This is a genomic window from Microbacterium sp. ZOR0019 (assembly GCF_000800925.1).
GTDB lineage: Bacteria > Actinomycetota > Actinomycetes > Actinomycetales > Microbacteriaceae > Microbacterium > Microbacterium aurugineum.
The window spans coordinates 36,330-52,834 of record NZ_JRKC01000010.1; the positions used below are offsets into that span (position 1 = coordinate 36,330).

The following is a 16,505-nucleotide window of genomic DNA, read 5'->3' on the forward strand; positions in this document are numbered from 1 at the left end:
GCGTCGTCGCGACCCCCTCAGGCTATCGCCCTTATGCCTGTAATCAGCATAAGTGTTGTCTATCTCCGCATAAGCAGAATCGAAGAGCGCGCGATCAGCGTTCGAGCACCAGCGCGATGCCCTGACCGACGCCGATGCACAACGCCACGACGGCCACGCCGCTCCCCCGTCGGCGGAGTTCGTGGGCGGCACGCGCGAGGACACGCCCGCCAGATGCACCCAACGGATGCCCGATCGCGATCGCACCGCCGTGCACGTTCACGATCTCGGGATCGACGTCCGGCCATCCCGCGAGGCACGCCAGCGACTGGGACGCGAACGCCTCATTCAGCTCGACCAGGTCGACCTCGGACCAGGTGCGCCCCGCACGGGTGAGCGCACGGTTCGCGGCCTCGACCGGTGCGATGCCGAACACGTCGGGGTCGTTGCCGAACACGCCGCGACCCGCGATGCGCGCGAGCGGCTCGGTGCCGACGGCCCCTTCGCTCCCGAGCAGCACGGCGGAGGCACCGTCGCTGATGGGTGACGAGTTGCCGGCGGTGACCGTGCCCTCGGTCGCGAACAGCGCACGCAGCCCGCCGAGCTTCTCGAGGGTCGAGTCCTCGCGGATGCCCTCGTCGCGGGTGAGCGCAGCGCCGGGCACCTCGACGATCTCGTCCGCGAAGACACCGCGGTTCCAGGCCTGCGCTGCACGCTGGTGGCTGCGCAACGCGAAGGCATCCTGCTCGTCCCTCGAGATCCCGAACATCGTCGCGAGCTTCTCGGCGGACTCCCCGTTGGAGATCGTCCACTCCTTCGGCAGAGCGGGGTTCGTCATCCGCCAGCCGATCGCCGTGTTCCACATCTGCTGGTTGCCGACCGCCGGCCACGGCTTCGCCGACTTCTCTACGACGAACGGCGCGCGACTCATCGACTCGACGCCCCCGGCGATCACGATCTCGGCATCGCCCGACTCGATCGCCCGCGACCCCTGGATCACCGCCTCGAGGCTCGACCCGCAGAGCCGGTTGACCGTCGCGCCCGGCACCGTCGTCGGGAAGCCGGCGAGGAGCGCGGCGAACCGGGCGACGTCGCGGTTGTCCTCGCCGGCCTGGTTCGCATCGCCCAGGAGCACGTCGTCGATGCGTGCGGGGTCGATGCCCGTCCGCTCGACGACGGCGCGGAGCGTCACGGCGGCGAGGTCGTCGGGGCGGATCCCGGCGAGCGCCCCGCCCGCGCGCCCGAACGGGGTGCGGACGGCGTCGTAGACGAAGGAGGCGGTCATGAGAGTTCCAATCCGGTCAGAGCGCGGAGCGTCTCGAGGGTGTTCTCGCCGAACGTCTCTCGCACCGAGAACCCTGCCGGCGTGACGTCGAAGATCGCGTGATCGGTGTAGACGCGTGTGACGCACCCCACGCCCGTGAGCGGGTACGTGCAGTCGTCCACGAGCTTGGATGAGCCGTCCTTGGCGAGCAGATCGGTCATCACGAACACCTGCTTCGCACCGATCGCCAGATCCATCGCTCCACCGACCGCCGGGATGGCTCCGGGTGCCCCCGTCGACCAGTTGGCCAGGTCGCCGTTCTGCGCCACCTGGAACGCTCCGAGCACGCAGATGTCGAGGTGCCCGCCGCGCATCATCGCGAAGGAGTCGGCGTGGTGGAAGTACGAGGCTCCGGCGAGGGCCGTGACCGGTTGCTTCCCTGCGTTGATGAGGTCGGGATCGATGCGATCGGATGCCGGCGCCGGTCCCATCCCGAGCAGCCCGTTCTCGGTGTGCAGGACGATCTCGAGGTCGTCCGGCAGGAAGTTCGCGACCAGCGTGGGGGCGCCGATACCGAGGTTGACGATCGCACCCTCGGGGATGTCGGCAGCGATGCGCGCCGCCAGCTCGTCGCGGGTGATCCGGGTACTCATCGTCCACTCTCCGCTCCGGTGGCCAGCGGGCGCCCTTCGATGTCGACGCCTCCGGTGAAGCCGTCGCCATCGAGCCAGGCGCGTCGTCCGACCGCGACGACCCGATCCACGAACAGCCCCGGCGTCACGACGGTTTCAGGGTCGAGGGACCCGAGGGGCACGATCTCGTCGACCTGCACGATCGTCGTGGTCGCAGCGGTGGCCATGACGGGTCCGAAGTTGCGGGCGGTCTCCCGATAGACCAGGTTGCCCCAGCGGTCGGCGGCCCGAGCGCTGACGAGGGCGACATCCGCGGAGATCGGGTACTCCAGCACGAAACGGCGGCCGTCGATCGTGCGCTCCTCCTTGCCCTCCGCGAGCTGCGTGCCCACGCCCGTGGGAGAGAAGAACGCCCCGATACCCGCGCCCGCAGCGCGGATGCGCTCGGCCAGGTTGCCCTGCGCGACGATCTCGAGCTCGATGTCCCCTGCCCGGTACAGACCGTCGAACACCCAGGAGTCGTGCTGACGCGGGAAGGAGCAGACGATCCGTCGCACCCGGCGTTCCGCGAGCAGAGCCGCCAGACCGATGTCCCCGTTCCCCGCGTTGTTCGCGACGATCGTGAGGTCCCGCGCTCCCTGGGCGATGAGCGCGTCGATGAGCTCGACGGGCTGTCCTGCCCGGCCGAAACCGCCGATCATCACGGTCGCGCCGTCGGCGATCCCTGCCACTGCCGTCACGGCATCCGGAACCGTCTTGTCGATCACGAGCGGCCCTCGCCGTCGTGATCACCGGGCTGTGCCGAGAAGACCTCGCCGGCGATCCGGAACGCGGTGTTCGCGGCGGGGACACCGGAGTAGACGGCCGACTGCAGGATCACCTCGCGGATCTCCTCGATGGTGAGACCGTTGCGCCGTGCGGCGCGCAGATGCATCGCGAGCTCTTCGTGGTGCCCGTGCGCGATGAGCGAGGAGAGCACGGCGATCGATCGCGACCGGCGATCGAGTCCGGGACGAGACCACACATCTCCCCAGGCGACCCGGGTGATGAAGTCCTGGAAGTCCGCGGTGAGGTCCGTGGTCGCGGCGATCGCGCGGTCGACGTGCGCATCGGAGAGCACTTCGCGGCGCACCGCCATCCCCTGCGCTCGGCGCTGGTCATCGGTGAGTCCGGTCATGATCGGCCTTCCTTCGTGAAGAACTCGGTCAACAGCTGCCTGACCGCGACGGGATCGTCGACCGGCGCGAGGTGCGAAGCCTCCGGGATGCCGCGAGCCCGACCGTGGCGCACGCCGTCGGCGATCTCGCGGGCTGAGGTCTCCGGCGTCACCGCGTCATGTGCGCCCCAGACCGCGAGCACCGGCGTCCGGATCTCGCCGAGGCGGTCCCGGACGTCGAATTCGGCGAGCGCCTCACAGCACAGGGCATAGCTCTCGTCGTCGGTGTCCTGCAGCACGTGCAGCAGCCGTCCGGTGATGTCGGGGTGCGCGGCGACCGAGCCGGGCGCGAACCAGCGCTGCGCGGACCCGATGATCAGCGACGACGTCGACTGCGCGCGCACCTGGGCCGCCCGGTCATGCCAGCCCTCCGGCATTCCGATCGCGGCGCCGGAGCAGAGGATCGCGGCACTCTCGACGAGTTCAGGATGCCGGAGCATGATCTCCAGACCGACGGCGCCGCCGAGGGACACCCCGGCGTAGCGGATGCGGTCAGCCCCGAGATCCGCCCCGACATCGGCGACGGCATCGGCGAGATCCGCGACGGAGAAAGGCGCATCCGCCGGGGGCGCCGCCCCGTGCCCCGGCAGATCCCAGAGGACCACGCGGTGAGTCCGTGCCAGTGCGGGGACGACGCCCTCCCAGAGGATCGTCGACGTGCCGAGCGAGGGGCCGAGCACGAGGAGCGGGGCATCGGCGGGGCCGACCGGGTCGGTGACGGCGATCGTGGTCATGAGCGGTCTCCGCGCTCGCCGGTGTAGGCAGCGGGGTCGATCAGGTCGGCGATGTCGAGGTCGGCGGCCTCGGGGAGCGCGCGCAGCAGCGAACCGAGGTCCGCCCCCGCGTCCGCCTCTCGGATGAGCGCGTCGAAGCGGTCGCGCCCGATCAGCGGAACGAGCACGAGCGCCAGACGTTCGCTGACCAGCAGGCCACCGGTGAGCGCGAGGTTGTGCGCCGCGGCGTCGGGGTCCACCCGGAGGTTCTCGGACAGTGAGACGGCATGGGCCGAAGCGCCGAGCGCCAGGCGCAGGAGTTCGCGCAGGGTCGGCCATTCCGCATGCCAGGAACCGGCCGGGCGCTCGTCCGCGGCGAGCGCGGCCGCGAGGTGAAGCGTGGCACCGAGCTGCGGGGCACGAAGCGCTGCCGAGCGGATGAGGGTCGACGCGACCGGATTCTGCTTCTGCGGCATGGTCGACGATCCGCCACGCGTGCCTTCCCTGAGCTCTCCGATCTCGGTGCGGCTGAGGGTCGCGACGTCGCCGGCGATCTTGCCGAGCGCATCGAGTGCCTGCACGAGCGCATCGCCGAGTTCGGTGACGGGCCACCGGGTGATCTGCCAGGATTCCGGGGCGTCGTCGAGACCGACCCGCGCGGCGAACGCTGTGACGAGAGCCCGGGCGTCGACCGCGGATCCCGTGATCTCGAGGAACGAGGCGCGTGTCCCCGCGGCACCGGCGAGTTGGGCGGGGAGGGTGAGCGCGTCCAGGCGCACGAGGGCGCGATCGATGCCGCGCCGCCAGGTGGCGATGCGGGCACCGAGAGTCATCGGCACGGCGTGCTGCGTGAGCGTCCGTGCCGCCACCACGGTGTCGCCGTGTCGCGTGACGACGTCGTCGAGGTTCGCCGTGACGCTGCTCAGCGACTCCCGCAGCCGGTCGACGGCGGCGCGGGCGGCGATCATGAGTGCGGTGTCGATGATGTCCTGGCTGGTGGCGCCGCGGTGCACCCACACCCGCTGATCGGCGGCGACGAGGGCCCTGAGCTGACCGACCAGGGGGATCACCGGGTTGCCGCCCGCGACGGCATCCGCCGCAAGCGCGTCCGCGTCGATCACGTGGTCGAACACCGCGTCGATGATCGTATGCTCGTCGGACGCCAGCATCCCGATGTCCGCGTATGCCGCGACCAGCGCCCGCTCGGCGGCGAGGAGCGCATCGAGCACCGCCCTGTCGCCGACGAGGCGATCATGCCCGACCGTGAGCGGGGAGAGCAGTCCGAGGTCGAAGGAAGTCATCCGTGTCCTCTCTCCTGCACGGCGCGGCTCATGCGTTCAATAGACAAGGAACACCGTCTCCCCCTCGCCCTGCAGGCGGATGTCGTGCTGCAACCCTCCCTCGTCGGTGCGGATCGCGATCAGGGTGTTCCGCTCTTCGGGGGTCAGCGATGAGAGCAGCGGATCGGCGGCGAGCGCGGCGACGTCGTCCGGCAGGTAGATACGGGTGTGCAGCTTGTCGGGCAGACCACGCGCATAGATGGTCGCGGCGAAGAACGGGGCACGCCCAGGGGAGGCACCCGGGTTCCTCGTCCAGAACTCGTAGTGACCATCGTCGTTCGCGAAGGCCCGGCCGAAGCCGGTGAAGGAGTGGTCGTCGCGGCGGAAGGCTCCGCGTACGCGGGGCACTGCGCCGTCGGCGTCCGCTCCGAAGATCTCGATGAAGGCATCGGGGATCGGGTTCCCCGCTCCGTCACGCACGGTGCCGCCGAGCAGGATGCTTCCCGGCGCGTGCGGGAACGCGACCTCGTGCATCTTCGGATACTCGACGCCGTAGGCGAAGAACGGGCCGACGGTCTGGCCCGGTGTGGGCCGGTGGGTCCTCGCGGGCACGGTCATGCGTCGTCCTCCTGTTCGAACCAGGTCGCATCGGGACCGTCGACGACGATGTCGAAGCGGTAGCCCGTCGACCACTCCGGCGATGTCAGGTCGTGGTCGTACACCCCGACGAGGGCGTCGCGGTCCTTCTGCCGCCAGATGGTGTTGTAGATCGGATCGAGCGCGAAGAGCGGGTCTCCGGGGAAGTACATCTGCGTCACGAGGCGCTGGGTGAAAGAAGAGCCGAACACCGAGAAGTGGATGTGCGCGGGGCGCCAGGCGTTCACGTGGTTCTTCCACGGGTACGGGCCCGGCTTGATGGTGGTGAAGAGGTATTCGCCGTGGTCGTTCGTCACCGCTCTTCCCGCGCCCGTGAAGTTCGGATCGAGCGGAGCAGGGTGCTGATCGCGCTGGTGGATGTATCGACCGGCCGAGTTCGCCTGCCAGATCTCGATGAGCTGGTTCGCGATCGGGCGCCCCCACGAGTCGAGCAGTCGCCCGCGCACCGTCATCCGTTCGCCGAGAGGCTCACCGGAGTGCTGGATCGTGAGGTCCGATTCGATCGCCGCGACATCGCGCTGTCCGAACGCGGGCGAGAGCAGCTCGATGGTCTCCGGATCGACGAGCTGGGGGTTCTTGGTCGGATGCCTCAGGATGCTCGACCGGTACGGACGGAAATCACGGATCGTGGCGGGAAGCCGCTCCCCCGTCGCCGCGCGGTCGGCGAGCGAGGCGTGCACGTCGGCGATCTCCTGTGTGATGCTGGCCTGCGTCACCTGGTCCGGTGAGGCCAGCAGCGTCTCGGGAGCCGCGACGGCGGTTCCGGGTGCAGAGGTCATGGCGTCTCCTTCGACACGGCGGTGACAATGACAGCATCCTGTTCCCTCCCGCTCAGCATCGGTGGCACATTCCCACTGAATGGGAGTCGATACTCTCGGGTGTGGCATGATCTCGGCATGGCCAACTCCCCCTCCGGCGATTCCGTGACGGAGCGTCTGATCCGCGTCCTCGAGACCTTCACCCCGGCGCGTACGGTGCAGACCGCAGCCGACATCGGCAGGCGCGCCGGCCTCCCCGCCTCCAGCGCGCATCGCATCGTCGGCGAGCTGGTGGACGCGGGGATGCTGGAACGCGATGATGACCGGCGCATCCGCATCGGCATGCGGCTGTGGGAGCTCGCCACCCGGTCGTCGCACGCCCTGCGGCTGCGACAGGCCGCGATGCCGTCGATGGAGCGTGTGCAGTCGCGGGTGCGCGAGCACACCCAGCTCGCGATCCTCGAACAGGACGAGGCGCTGTTCCTCGAGCGGTTGAGCAGTCCCGAGTCCGGATCGAACGTGACACGCATCGCCGGGCGCCTTCCGCTGCACGCGTCGTCCTCCGGCCTCGTGCTGCTCGCCTACGCGGATCGCGCGCTGCAGGAGCGGGTGCTCTCGGGTCCGCTGATGTCGGTGACGAGCGAGACCATCACGGAGCCGTCGCTCCTCCGCCGCAAGCTCGCCGAGGTGCGCACGATCGGACATGCCGTCGCCCCCGGCTACATCGAGGCGGTATCCACGGGCGTGGCCGTGCCCGTCCACGACGAGACCGGTGACGTGGCGGCCGCGCTCTCGGTCGTGCTCCGAAGGGATGCACCGACCGAACCCGCGCTCCGGGAGCTCTTCGCCGCCGCACGGGAGATCGAGCGCGCACTCGGCGGACGCCGATGACGCGGAATCCCATTCAACGGTAGAGCTTGAGTCCGGCTCCACGGAGTCGCCCACACTGACTGGCGAACATCCGTCGAAGGAGACGCCATGACCACTACCGTCCGCACCCGTGTCGCGATCGTCGGCGCCGGGCCCGCAGGTCTTCTGCTGTCACACCTCCTCGCCGAGGCCGGAATCGAATCGATCGTGCTCGACCGCCGGAGCCGTGCGGAGATCGAGTCGACCATCCGCGCCGGCATCCTCGAACAGGAGACCGTCCGGGTGCTGAGTGAGTCCGGCGCGAGCGAGCGGGTGCTCGCGGTCGGCACCCGCCACGACGGCATCGAACTGCGCTTCGAGGGCGAGGGACACCGCATCGACTTCCCGTCACTGACGGGGCGGAGCGTCTGGTTGTACCCGCAGCACGAGGTGCTCAAGGACCTGATCGCCGCGCGGCTCGCGGCTGGCCAGGACCTCCGATTCGAGACCGAGGTCACCGGTGTCGGCGACGTCGAGACCGATCGGCCGTGGGTGACGGCGACCACTGCGGACGGCGACGCGGTGCGGATCGACGCCGACTTCGTGGTCGGCGCCGACGGCTCGCGCAGCGTCGTCCGCCCCGCGGTCACCGGTTCGTCGACCGGCGGCTATTTCCGGGAGTACCCGTTCGCGTGGTTCGGCATCCTGTGCGAGGCCCCGCCGAGCGCGGACGAACTGATCTACAGCAACTCCGCCGAGGGTTTCGCACTCATCAGTCAGCGCAGCGCGACCGTGCAGCGCATGTACTTCCAATGCGATCCGGACGCTGCCCCGGGCGCCCTGTCGGACGAGGAGATCTGGGAGACCTTGCAGGCGCGGGTGCCGGGCACCGCCCTCGCGACCGGACCCGTCATCCAGCGCGACGTCCTCCGGTTCCGCAGCTTCGTGGCGCACGAGCTGCGGCACGGGCGCGCGGTGCTCGTCGGCGATGCGGCCCATACGGTTCCGCCGACCGGGGCGAAGGGCATGAACCTCGCGGTCGCCGACGTCGTGCTGCTCGACCGCGCTCTGCAGGCGCTTCTTCTCGAGAACGACGCCCGCCTCATCGACGCCTTCGCCGAGACGGCACTGCAGCGCATCTGGAAAGCGCAGCACTTCTCCTGGTGGATGACGAGCATGCTGCACACCGCACGCGATGCGAGCGACTTCGACCGTCGGCGCCAGATCGGCGAGCTGCGATCGGTCGTCGAGTCGGAGGCGGGGCAGACGTTCCTCGCCGAGGCGTACACGGGTTGGCCGCACGAAGGTTCGCCCGGGCGCTCGTGAACGGCTTCGCGGCGAGGACATGCTTGCGCGCACCCAGCGCGGCATAGTGATGCACCGCACCCCGGACACGCTGTTCGCGAGGGTGCCGGCAGTCGCTACGGAGCGTGGCAGCAAGGCAACACCGTCAGGCGATATCAGGAGTTGTCGTTGTCGGCGGGCGCGAGCGCGCGTGCGATGACCCCGGACGCGGGAATGTGGCCGACGGCGAGGACGACAGCAGCGGCGGCGATCCACGGGTTACTCAGCCAGGCAGCGGCGCTGAGGAACACGACGACCGGGAGGGCCGCCATCGGCACGGGAACGACCCACCACGGCCGATAGAGTGTCGCCCCTTCCCGCCCCGTGAGCAGGTAGCGGGCCCATAGTGCGTAGTAGCCACCTAGGCCGCAGAACGTGGGGATCGCCCACCAACCGGCGAGTTCGCCCTGCTGGGTGATCGCGGGCACCACCAGGCACAGGGCCTGACCCGCGCGTTCGATCCATCCGAGCGCGCGTGGCACATGTGCGACGGGCGGCGGGGTCTGTGGCGGGAACAGCACCAGCAGCAGGATGGGGGCGAGCACAGCGAGGCTGATGATCAGGCCCAGGGTCGAGAATCCCACACCCGGAGGCTACCGCCCACAGGGTCCGCTTTTCAGTGTTGAACATTGAGGGCTCGCACAGCTGCGCCGCACCCCACGTCGCACATCATTGCCGACGCCGCTCGTGGCTCAGGCGTTGACGTCGGATTCCGTCGCGATGATCGCTCGCAGCTCCCATCCGCCGTCGGTCGGCCCTGCCTGCAGGCGCCCGTGAATCTGGTTGAGGCGCTGACGTGCGCGCCTCAACCCGCGCCCGCCCGAGGGCAGATTCGAACGGTGTGACGAAGCGCCGACGTTCGTGACAACCAGCTCGACGTGATCGGGCCGACTATCGATATGGATCCTCGCGGATCTCGACTTCGGGGCGTGCTTGATGATGTTCATGACGGCCTCGATCCCCGTCTCGATCAGAACGCGCTCCACAACCGGCTGCACGTCGAGTGCTGTGCTCGGCGCATCGAGCGTGACCGGGATCCCCGCATCACGCAGAAGCTCGCTGAGAGCCGCGATCGCAACGATGATGTTTCCTTCGTACCGGGTCTCTTGTGGTGGCGGAGCCTCTGTGGTCGTGTCGCGCATGAGCGAGAGCAACGACTGGATGCTCTGCAGGGCCTGCTCGGCGGAGTCTTCGATCGTGGTGAGTGACACCTGTCGTGCGGCATCGTCGGGCTGGCGGGGCAGGGCGCGGGCATGGAACAGGATGAGCGTGAGATCGTGTGCGATTCCATCGTGGAGCTCGTCGGCGATGCGTTCCTGGTCTTCTCGGGCAAGGGCTTCCAGGTCTCGCTCGACACGAGCACGCTCAGCGACAAGGATCGTTTCTCTCGCGGTCACGAGCCTGAAGGCGACGCCGACGAGAAACGCGATCGTCGCGATGCCGGCGATGCCGTAAACGCCGCCGGCTGCGAGCGTCGTCGTTTCGACCGCCACATATGCGGTCAGCGCTCCCAGCACCACGATGTGGATGATGATCACCCACGGCGCGCATGTCACGGCGACCAGTCCGAGCGAGATCGCCAGCTCGAGGAGATCGCCGCCGCTCCCGGTGAAGACGACGCCGACGCTACTGATCAGCATGACGATGAACGCCGCCGTCATCGGATGCCACGCGAACGCCGCGAGCCCCAGGTAGAAGACGATGGCGAGAAGGTCGTACCGGGTGAACTCACCACCCTCGACGGCGAACCCGATGGCGACGGCCAGGAGGACGCCGATGATGACGATCAGAAGTAGACGCGCCACAGGATGGAGTGTCCGAGGCTCCCAGAACCTCGGCGAACGCAGCATCCTCCCGACCGATCCGCGCCCAGCGAGGAGCGGTTCCCGGCGACGACCGGACGGCGCGAGGCCGTCAGGCACAGATGCCCATCACCTTGCATAGCCAGTCGCCGAGGTCGGCGTTCTGCTCCGTGAGCACACGCCCCAGGACGTTCACGACATATCCGCTGATGAGTCCCACGCTGGTCTCCTCCATTCGGCCGACCACCTTCGCCGAGCCTCAGATCAGCATCGACAGGCGCTACGGTAGCTCCGTCCACCCTACGAGGGATGCTCGTCAGGTCGAGAAGTCATGACCCCAGGGCTAGAGATCCAGCTCGAGGCCCGCGATACCGTGAAGACGTGAGTGAAGCCGCACGCGTTCTCGTCGTCGACGATGAAGCCCTGGTCAGGCACGCACTGCGCGCATTCCTCTCTGACGACGATCGCGTCATTCTGGTCGGGGAAGCGACCGACGGGTCCGAGGTCGTCGACACCGCGAAAGCCACAGATCCCGACGTCGTCTTGATGGACATCAGGATGCCCGAGATCGGCGGCGTCGAGGCGACCCGCCGCATTCTCGAGTGGAACCCTCGCTGCCGCGTCCTCGCCTTGACGACGTTCACCACGGAGTGGCAGGCGCTCGAGGTCCTGCGCGCCGGTGCATGCGGGTACCTCGTCAAGAACTCCACCCCTGCGCAGATCATCGACGCCATCGTCGCCGCCCACGCCGGTGACCGGGTGGTCTCCCCAGAGGTGCAGGAGAGGTTCGTCCGCGCGGCTATCGAAGCGGGCGACGATCACGTCTCCGACGTGCCTGCGCTCAGTGACCGCGAGCGGCAGATCATCGGATTGATCGCAAAGGGTCGCTCCAACGCCGAGATCGCAGACGAACTCCACTACGCCGAGAGCACCGTGAAGGCGGACATCCGCCACATCAATCAGCTGTGGGACGTCGAGAACAGACTCCAGATCGTCCTCCGCGCGACGGAGCTCGGGATCATCGCCCTCTGAACTTCCTGCGCCTGCGTGGACTCGGAAGTGATCGGTAGCCCTGGGGCTACGAAACACCCGGATCCCTTGATCCGGCACAGCACAGGCACGCACGATGTAGGCGGTCATCGCCGTCGGCGACTGCTTGGCCACATCTCCGGTTCCAGAAGAGAGGCGATGATGACTCGGACCATCACGCAGCGTCTTACGATCATCCTTCCGCTCGTCGGGGTCGCATTCTTGCTGGCATCGATGCTCCTCCCCGTCCAGCTCGCCGCGGTCGCGTGGGGCGTGGCGATGGCCAGCTTTGTCATCGCCCTCGCGACGGCGATCGCCGTCCAGCGCCATCAGGGGCACGCCAAAGTGATGAGCCGCGAGTTGGTGCCCAGCAACGCGCGGCCGATGCCCCTGAGGCTGGGCACGGCAGCGGACGACGCCACACCCTGAAGGACGCTCGGCCGCGAGCGCCACTACGACGACGCCATGGTGAAGCCGGCATCCGCGATGGGCGACTCGTCCGAGATGAGCACGGTGCGGGGCGGATCCCGTAGCGACTCCGAGTCCACGTCGATTCCGCGGAGCCTCGCGGCCTGCGCATACTCGTCCCACGGGAAAGACCCGGGACCTGACTGGAGAAGTCTGAACTCTCAGCCGTTGTTCCCCGTGCCGAGTCCGCCGTCGCCGCCTGAGCAGCAGCAGGCGCAACATCGATCAGGGTGAGGGCGGTCGCGATGGCGAACCCGACTTCCTTCTTCTGAGTCTCATTTCCTCCCCTGTTCTTGCGTCCCCGCGAGGGTGAAGATGGCACAGCATGCGTGGACGCACCGCCCTTTCTGATTTCTGTAGCCCCAGGGCTATGAACCCGTTTCGCGTCGCGTTTCGCTCGTAGGTTGAGAGCGCAGTTCAGCACGGAACCGCAGAGAGACGGAGGAGCAACGATGAAGTTCAAAACCGCTGTGCTCGGGGTTGTGGCGGCGCTCGCGCTCGGAACGATCGCCACGCCGGCGCAAGCGTCGGAACCGCTACCGGACGATTCGATGTTCTTCTCCTCGGAAGACCTCGATGCGATGTCGCCGAACGGTGGGGCCGCACTGGACCCCGATGTGTTCCTCCAAGGACTGGAAGAGCTCGAAGCCTCGCCTGTGGAGCGAAACGAGGTCACCGAAGACGGCTACACGTTCTACCAATACGTCGTACCCGAAGGCTCGCTGACGCTACCGAGCGCTGCTGATGTCCGCGCAGCGATCGAAGCGGATGCCTCGGCGTCCACCACAGTGCCGAGCGACGTGATCACGCCCTTCCTCGAGGTGCGTTTCTCCGGCATCAAGATGGCCGTCGGTTTCAACACCGTCGACCAACAGGCTCTCGCTGCAGGAGGTGGAGCTGCGGTCGCCGCGGCTCTGTGTCTGATCCCGGCCGTCGGCTGGGCTGCCTGCACAGTCATCGGGATCGTCGTCGGCGTCGCCACCACCTACCTCGTCGCGAATGGGATCTGCAGCGGTGGTCGCACTCTGTGGTGGTACGACGTCCAGGGTGGTTCCGTGATCAACTGTCGTTCGTCCGCACCGTTCTGAGTAGGCATCTGAAAGAGGTAGGCTCATGCGTTCTTGGCTGATCTTCACAGGGGTCGTCATCGCGGCCCTGGTACTCCTCGCGCTGCTTGCGACTGGATTTCCGTCGGCATCATCGACCATCTTCCTCATCGGCACTCCGGTCGTCGTCGTCGGTGCAGGTTTGGGAGCCAAGTTCGTCCAGCGCAGGAACAGGACCATGAGAAGTGAGAACCTCTAGCTGGGAACTGGTCACCGACTAGACCGCGTCGAGATGAGCCGCCCGTGGCAACGCTGCCCGGGCGGCTCTGTGGTGCTTGTGGTCAGATAATGCACCTTTCATAGCCGGGCGAGGCCGGCGAGGGTTCTGAGGGAAGGGTGCCCGTGACGATCGTCCGGCCGGATACGAGTGCAGGCGGGGGCGAATCAGCCTGTCGAGGGCGATTCAGCCCTGTCGGCCCTTGAATCGGGGGTTGAGTTTGTTGATCACATACACACGGCCCCGACGACGCACCACCTGGGCGCCGGGCTGGTTCTTGAGCGACTTGATCGATGCGCGAACCTTCATTGTCACCTCCCTATTGATAACGGTTATCATGTTCAACATAGACGATCGAGCGCCCCCGATGGAAATGAGCCCCCTTGTCGTTCACCGAAGTCACCCTCATCACCGGTCACCGCGAACGCGCCCGGACCGCCGTCGCGAGACGCCACGCGCGTGCTCAGCGATGCGCGCACGTGACCGCGTCCGCGCTCCGTCGCGCGTCGGTCAACGACGCCGCCGCTCTCGTTCGCGACATCCCCGCGACGGGTCGTCTCGTGGTCGAGATACCCGCCGATGCCGCCGTCGAAGCGGCGATCGGCGCGTTCACGGACGATGAGTGCGTGCGACTTGCCGAGCTCGTCTGCGTCGTGGATGCCGGCACGTTCTTCGACGACCTCATGGCGGAGGACTACGTCGCGGCGTCGTATGCGGACGGCACTCTCTACGTCGCGCGGGCTCTGCGGCTCGTGCAGCATGTCGAGCACGCGAGCACCGTCATGGTGACCGGCTGGGGTTCGGTCGAGACGCGGGACCTGTCCATCCTTCTGGCGACACTGAGCCATCTGGCTCCCGCCGCGCGAATCAGCCTGGAGCGGTCCGCTGCAACGGCCACACCCGCACCGCACTCCGAGCAGGCCCACCAACCAGGCTGGGTCCACGTGCTCAACGAGGAGCATGACCCACACATGCGAGACGCCCGCGTGACCGCGTTCCGCTACGAGAGGCTGCGCCCCTTCCACCCCGGCCGACTGCACCGCCTTCTCAACGACGAGTTCGGCAGCGGTCGACACGGAGCGATCATCCGATCGGCAGGATTCTGTCGACTCGCCACGCGACCCGGCCTGGTCGGCCGCTGGGATCAGGTCGGCCAGATGATCTCGCTCGAGCCGCTCGCGCGTGACGACGACTCCCCCACGCCTCCCCTCGCTCTCGGGCAGGATCTGGCGTTCATCGGCATCGACATGGATGCCGTCGCCCTCTCAGGCGCGCTCGACGCCGCGTTGCTCGACGACGAGGAGCTCCTGACCGACGTGCGTACCTGGATGCGCTTCGCGGACCCCTTCCCACAGTGGACGACACACGTGCACTCCGATGACTGACAACGCACCGTCCACCCACATCAGCGGCGCCTCCGACGAACACGAACCCGCCGCCGCGCGACGGACGGTGCAGCGTGACGCCGTCCTCGCGGCACTCCGTGAGAGCCCGTCCTTCGTGTCGGCGCAGAGTCTGTACGACCGTCTGCAGGACGGGCCGGTTCCCGTCGCGCTGGCGACGGTGTACCGGCACTTGAACGCCTTCGCCGAGTCAGGGCTCGCCGACACGCTGTGGCGGTCCGGCCACCAGTCGTTCCGCGCGTGCAGTGTCGCCGTGAGCCACCATCACGTGGTGTACCGATCCTGCGCTCGCGGCGCCGACATAGAACCGCCCGTCGACTGGCTGAACGAGGCGGTCGAAGCCGAGGGATTCCACCTCGAGCATGTGGTGCTCGAGGTGGAGGGACGCTGCGCGCTCTGCACTGTGTGAATGCCCCGTCGACGCCTCGCACACTGGTGAGGCCGCTCATCACCACGAGCGGCACCGCCAGAATCCGCACCAAAAAAGCACCACGCCCCGCCCCAGGATACGGAAAAACCCCCGATTTCTCGGGGGTTTCCATGGCGGTGACGGTGGGATTTGAACCCACGGTAGGGGGTTACCCTACACAACTTTTCGAGAGTTGCACCTTCGGCCGCTCGGACACGTCACCGCGGAATAGCTTACGCGAGAGCGGGCGAGCGCGCGAATCGGGCGCTCGGAGCGTTCACCAGGCGGCGGCGACCTCTGCGTGCGTTCGCAGGATGCCCTCGGTCGATCCGGCCGGTGCACGACCGATGCCGCACTCGGTGGCGACCCCGAACCGCTCCGCGAACGGGCGGGCGGCGGCGACACGGCGCGCGGCTCCTTCCGCGCCGTCTTCGCGGTGGACGAGTCCGAGGTACAGCTCTTCGACGGGTGCGAGGTCGGCGAGAGGGGCGAAGTAGCCTTCGTCGTCGCGCTCGATCGGCACCGGCAGGTGCAACCAGGTGAGGGGACGCGCCGTCGCCGCCAGGACCGCGTTCGCGTAGCGGACCAGGGTCGCGGAATCGGTCGGCTCGATGAAGTGCTTCTCCCCCGCGTCGCCGTAGCAGAGGTGCACGCCGACCTCCACGCCTGCCGGCACGGCGTCGATCAGTTCGGCCAGCCGCGCGACGAGGCCGTCGAACGGATCACCGGGCCACCAGGCCTCCATGACCGCTCCGTAACCGGCTGCTCGCTCGATGATGCCCATCTCGCTGGCCACATCCCACTGCACAGCAAGGTCATCGTGCGGGATCGCCTCGAGGATCTCCTCGAGCTCACGCAGGATCGCGGCGGTGTAGACGGGCTCGATCGCCGCCCGGTCGTCCCCACGGAAGAAGGAGGAGATCACAGCGAGCGGTGTCGGCAGCGACACCTGGAACCGCACCTCGGCCGACACGAGACCCTCCGCACGGAGGCGCGTGAACACCGCGTACGACTCGATCGCGGCCGCCGCGTATCCGAGCGGGGGAAGTTCGATGCCCGCTGCGTCCACGCCCTCACCGATGCGCAGACCACGGGCGTCGATCCCGGCCGGGAACGGGATGGGCTCGTCGCCGATGCGCTCGATTCCCTCGGCCTGGCCGATCACATCGGGCTGGAACATGATCCAGTGGAATCGCTTGCCGACTTCGCCGTCCGGGATGCGCCGGAGGCGGGCGCCGAGCACATCCACGGCTGTGCGGATCGTCGTCTCGGCATCGTCGAAGTTCACACTGCCCACGAGGAGGGCGCCCTGCGGCTGAGTCATCACCCCAGGATATCGGCGGGATTCCGCGCTTTTCCCCGGCCGGCCACCGGGCGCC

Annotated in this window: 19 protein-coding genes and 1 tRNA gene; 7 read left to right on the forward strand and 13 right to left on the reverse strand. The window is 68.1% G+C overall.

Annotation, left to right across the window (positions count from 1 at the left end; genetic code table 11):
• Positions 1-94: 94 nt before the first annotated feature.
• From L978_RS03180 to pcaH, 8 genes are read right to left on the reverse strand one after another with little or no spacing between them, the layout of a single operon-like run.
• A complete protein-coding gene (locus tag L978_RS03180) occupies positions 95-1,264 on the reverse strand; it encodes a thiolase family protein (protein ID WP_047520216.1) in 1,170 nt (389 codons plus the stop codon).
• A complete protein-coding gene (locus tag L978_RS03185; RefSeq protein ID WP_047520218.1) occupies positions 1,261-1,896 on the reverse strand; it encodes a 3-oxoacid CoA-transferase subunit B in 636 nt (211 codons plus the stop codon). Before L978_RS03185 ends, L978_RS03180 begins: the two co-directional genes overlap by 4 nt.
• Positions 1,893-2,642: a 3-oxoacid CoA-transferase subunit A gene (locus L978_RS03190; protein WP_047520221.1), complete on the reverse strand. Its 750-nt coding sequence runs from the start codon at positions 2,640-2,642 to the stop codon at positions 1,893-1,895. Before L978_RS03190 ends, L978_RS03185 begins: the two co-directional genes overlap by 4 nt.
• Positions 2,639-3,052, reverse strand: a complete 414-nt coding sequence (pcaC, locus tag L978_RS03195) for a 4-carboxymuconolactone decarboxylase (RefSeq protein WP_047520222.1) — start codon at positions 3,050-3,052, stop codon at positions 2,639-2,641. Before pcaC ends, L978_RS03190 begins: the two co-directional genes overlap by 4 nt.
• Entirely contained in the window at positions 3,049-3,825 is a 777-nt protein-coding gene (locus tag L978_RS03200) for an alpha/beta fold hydrolase (RefSeq protein ID WP_047520223.1), read from the reverse strand. Before L978_RS03200 ends, pcaC begins: the two co-directional genes overlap by 4 nt.
• Entirely contained in the window at positions 3,822-5,105 is a 1,284-nt protein-coding gene (locus L978_RS03205; protein ID WP_047520225.1) for a lyase family protein, read from the reverse strand. Before L978_RS03205 ends, L978_RS03200 begins: the two co-directional genes overlap by 4 nt.
• A gap of 36 nt (positions 5,106-5,141) precedes the next feature.
• Positions 5,142-5,702 (reverse strand): protocatechuate 3,4-dioxygenase subunit alpha, encoded by a 561-nt coding sequence (gene pcaG / locus L978_RS03210; RefSeq protein WP_047520227.1) that lies wholly within the window; start codon positions 5,700-5,702, stop codon positions 5,142-5,144.
• Complete coding sequence (gene pcaH / locus L978_RS03215) at positions 5,699-6,520, reverse strand: protocatechuate 3,4-dioxygenase subunit beta (protein WP_197055609.1); 822 nt, start codon at positions 6,518-6,520, stop codon at positions 5,699-5,701. The genes pcaG and pcaH overlap by 4 nt, the downstream gene beginning before the upstream one ends.
• Before the next feature lie 117 nt (positions 6,521-6,637).
• Between pcaH and L978_RS03220 the strand changes: the two genes are divergently transcribed.
• On the forward strand, positions 6,638-7,390 hold the full coding sequence (locus L978_RS03220; protein ID WP_047520228.1) for an IclR family transcriptional regulator: 753 nt from the start codon (positions 6,638-6,640) through the stop codon (positions 7,388-7,390).
• 87 nt (positions 7,391-7,477) lie between these two features.
• On the forward strand, positions 7,478-8,674 hold the full coding sequence (locus L978_RS03225) for a 4-hydroxybenzoate 3-monooxygenase (protein ID WP_047520229.1): 1,197 nt from the start codon (positions 7,478-7,480) through the stop codon (positions 8,672-8,674).
• A 134-nt stretch (positions 8,675-8,808) separates the two neighbouring features.
• Here L978_RS03225 and L978_RS03230 read toward each other — a convergent pair whose 3' ends face one another.
• Together L978_RS03230 and L978_RS03235 are read right to left on the reverse strand one after the other, a co-directional pair.
• On the reverse strand, positions 8,809-9,276 hold the full coding sequence (locus L978_RS03230; RefSeq protein ID WP_047520231.1) for a hypothetical protein: 468 nt from the start codon (positions 9,274-9,276) through the stop codon (positions 8,809-8,811).
• 108 nt (positions 9,277-9,384) lie between these two features.
• A complete protein-coding gene (locus tag L978_RS03235) occupies positions 9,385-10,497 on the reverse strand; it encodes a sensor histidine kinase (protein ID WP_231554959.1) in 1,113 nt (370 codons plus the stop codon).
• 378 nt (positions 10,498-10,875) lie between these two features.
• On the opposite strand from L978_RS03235, the gene L978_RS03240 reads away from it, so the two are divergent.
• The 3 genes from L978_RS03240 to L978_RS03250 all read left to right on the forward strand — a co-directional run bounded on the left by L978_RS03240 (position 10,876) and on the right by L978_RS03250 (position 13,079).
• Positions 10,876-11,526 carry a response regulator transcription factor gene (locus L978_RS03240; protein WP_047520233.1) on the forward strand — a complete coding sequence of 217 codons (651 nt, stop codon included), beginning with the start codon at positions 10,876-10,878 and terminating at the stop codon, positions 11,524-11,526.
• A gap of 156 nt (positions 11,527-11,682) precedes the next feature.
• On the forward strand, positions 11,683-11,952 hold the full coding sequence (locus L978_RS03245; RefSeq protein ID WP_047520235.1) for a hypothetical protein: 270 nt from the start codon (positions 11,683-11,685) through the stop codon (positions 11,950-11,952).
• Between the two features lie 491 nt (positions 11,953-12,443).
• A complete protein-coding gene (locus L978_RS03250; RefSeq protein ID WP_047520237.1) occupies positions 12,444-13,079 on the forward strand; it encodes a hypothetical protein in 636 nt (211 codons plus the stop codon).
• Between the two features lie 421 nt (positions 13,080-13,500).
• On the opposite strand, the gene ykgO is transcribed toward L978_RS03250, so the two are convergent.
• Positions 13,501-13,623, reverse strand: coding sequence for a type B 50S ribosomal protein L36 (ykgO, locus tag L978_RS03260; protein ID WP_023951906.1), 123 nt, complete (start codon positions 13,621-13,623; stop codon positions 13,501-13,503).
• A gap of 74 nt (positions 13,624-13,697) precedes the next feature.
• Here ykgO and L978_RS03265 point away from each other — a divergent pair, with 74 nt between their 5' ends.
• Both L978_RS03265 and L978_RS03270 read left to right on the forward strand, forming a co-directional pair.
• The gene (locus L978_RS03265; protein WP_052193293.1) at positions 13,698-14,699 is read left to right on the forward strand and encodes a GTP-binding protein; all 1,002 of its coding nucleotides are present in this window, start codon (positions 13,698-13,700) and stop codon (positions 14,697-14,699) included.
• A complete protein-coding gene (locus L978_RS03270) occupies positions 14,692-15,126 on the forward strand; it encodes a Fur family transcriptional regulator (RefSeq protein WP_052193294.1) in 435 nt (144 codons plus the stop codon). The genes L978_RS03265 and L978_RS03270 overlap by 8 nt, the downstream gene beginning before the upstream one ends.
• A 132-nt stretch (positions 15,127-15,258) precedes the next feature.
• Here L978_RS03270 and L978_RS03275 read toward each other — a convergent pair.
• Positions 15,259-15,349, reverse strand: a tRNA-Ser gene (locus L978_RS03275).
• Positions 15,350-15,403: 54 nt separating this feature from the next.
• Positions 15,404-16,450, reverse strand: coding sequence for a hypothetical protein (locus tag L978_RS03280; RefSeq protein WP_047520242.1), 1,047 nt, complete (start codon positions 16,448-16,450; stop codon positions 15,404-15,406).
• Between the last annotated feature and the right edge of the window lie 55 nt (positions 16,451-16,505).

Coding starts and splice junctions, on each gene's coding strand:
- L978_RS03180 (WP_047520216.1), bottom strand. CDS start 1,264: ATGACCGCCTCCTTCGTCTACGACGCCGTCCGCACCCCGTTCGGGCGC.
- L978_RS03185 (WP_047520218.1), bottom strand. CDS start 1,896: ATGAGTACCCGGATCACCCGCGACGAGCTGGCGGCGCGCATCGCTGCC.
- pcaC (WP_047520222.1), bottom strand. CDS start 3,052: ATGACCGGACTCACCGATGACCAGCGCCGAGCGCAGGGGATGGCGGTG.
- L978_RS03200 (WP_047520223.1), bottom strand. CDS start 3,825: ATGACCACGATCGCCGTCACCGACCCGGTCGGCCCCGCCGATGCCCCG.
- L978_RS03205 (WP_047520225.1), bottom strand. CDS start 5,105: ATGACTTCCTTCGACCTCGGACTGCTCTCCCCGCTCACGGTCGGGCAT.
- pcaG (WP_047520227.1), bottom strand. CDS start 5,702: ATGACCGTGCCCGCGAGGACCCACCGGCCCACACCGGGCCAGACCGTC.
- pcaH (WP_197055609.1), bottom strand. CDS start 6,520: ATGACCTCTGCACCCGGAACCGCCGTCGCGGCTCCCGAGACGCTGCTG.
- L978_RS03220 (WP_047520228.1), top strand. CDS start 6,638: ATGGCCAACTCCCCCTCCGGCGATTCCGTGACGGAGCGTCTGATCCGC.
- L978_RS03225 (WP_047520229.1), top strand. CDS start 7,478: ATGACCACTACCGTCCGCACCCGTGTCGCGATCGTCGGCGCCGGGCCC.
- L978_RS03245 (WP_047520235.1), top strand. CDS start 11,683: ATGATGACTCGGACCATCACGCAGCGTCTTACGATCATCCTTCCGCTC.
- L978_RS03250 (WP_047520237.1), top strand. CDS start 12,444: ATGAAGTTCAAAACCGCTGTGCTCGGGGTTGTGGCGGCGCTCGCGCTC.
- ykgO (WP_023951906.1), bottom strand. CDS start 13,623: ATGAAGGTTCGCGCATCGATCAAGTCGCTCAAGAACCAGCCCGGCGCC.
- L978_RS03270 (WP_052193294.1), top strand. CDS start 14,692: ATGACTGACAACGCACCGTCCACCCACATCAGCGGCGCCTCCGACGAA.
- L978_RS03280 (WP_047520242.1), bottom strand. CDS start 16,450: ATGACTCAGCCGCAGGGCGCCCTCCTCGTGGGCAGTGTGAACTTCGAC.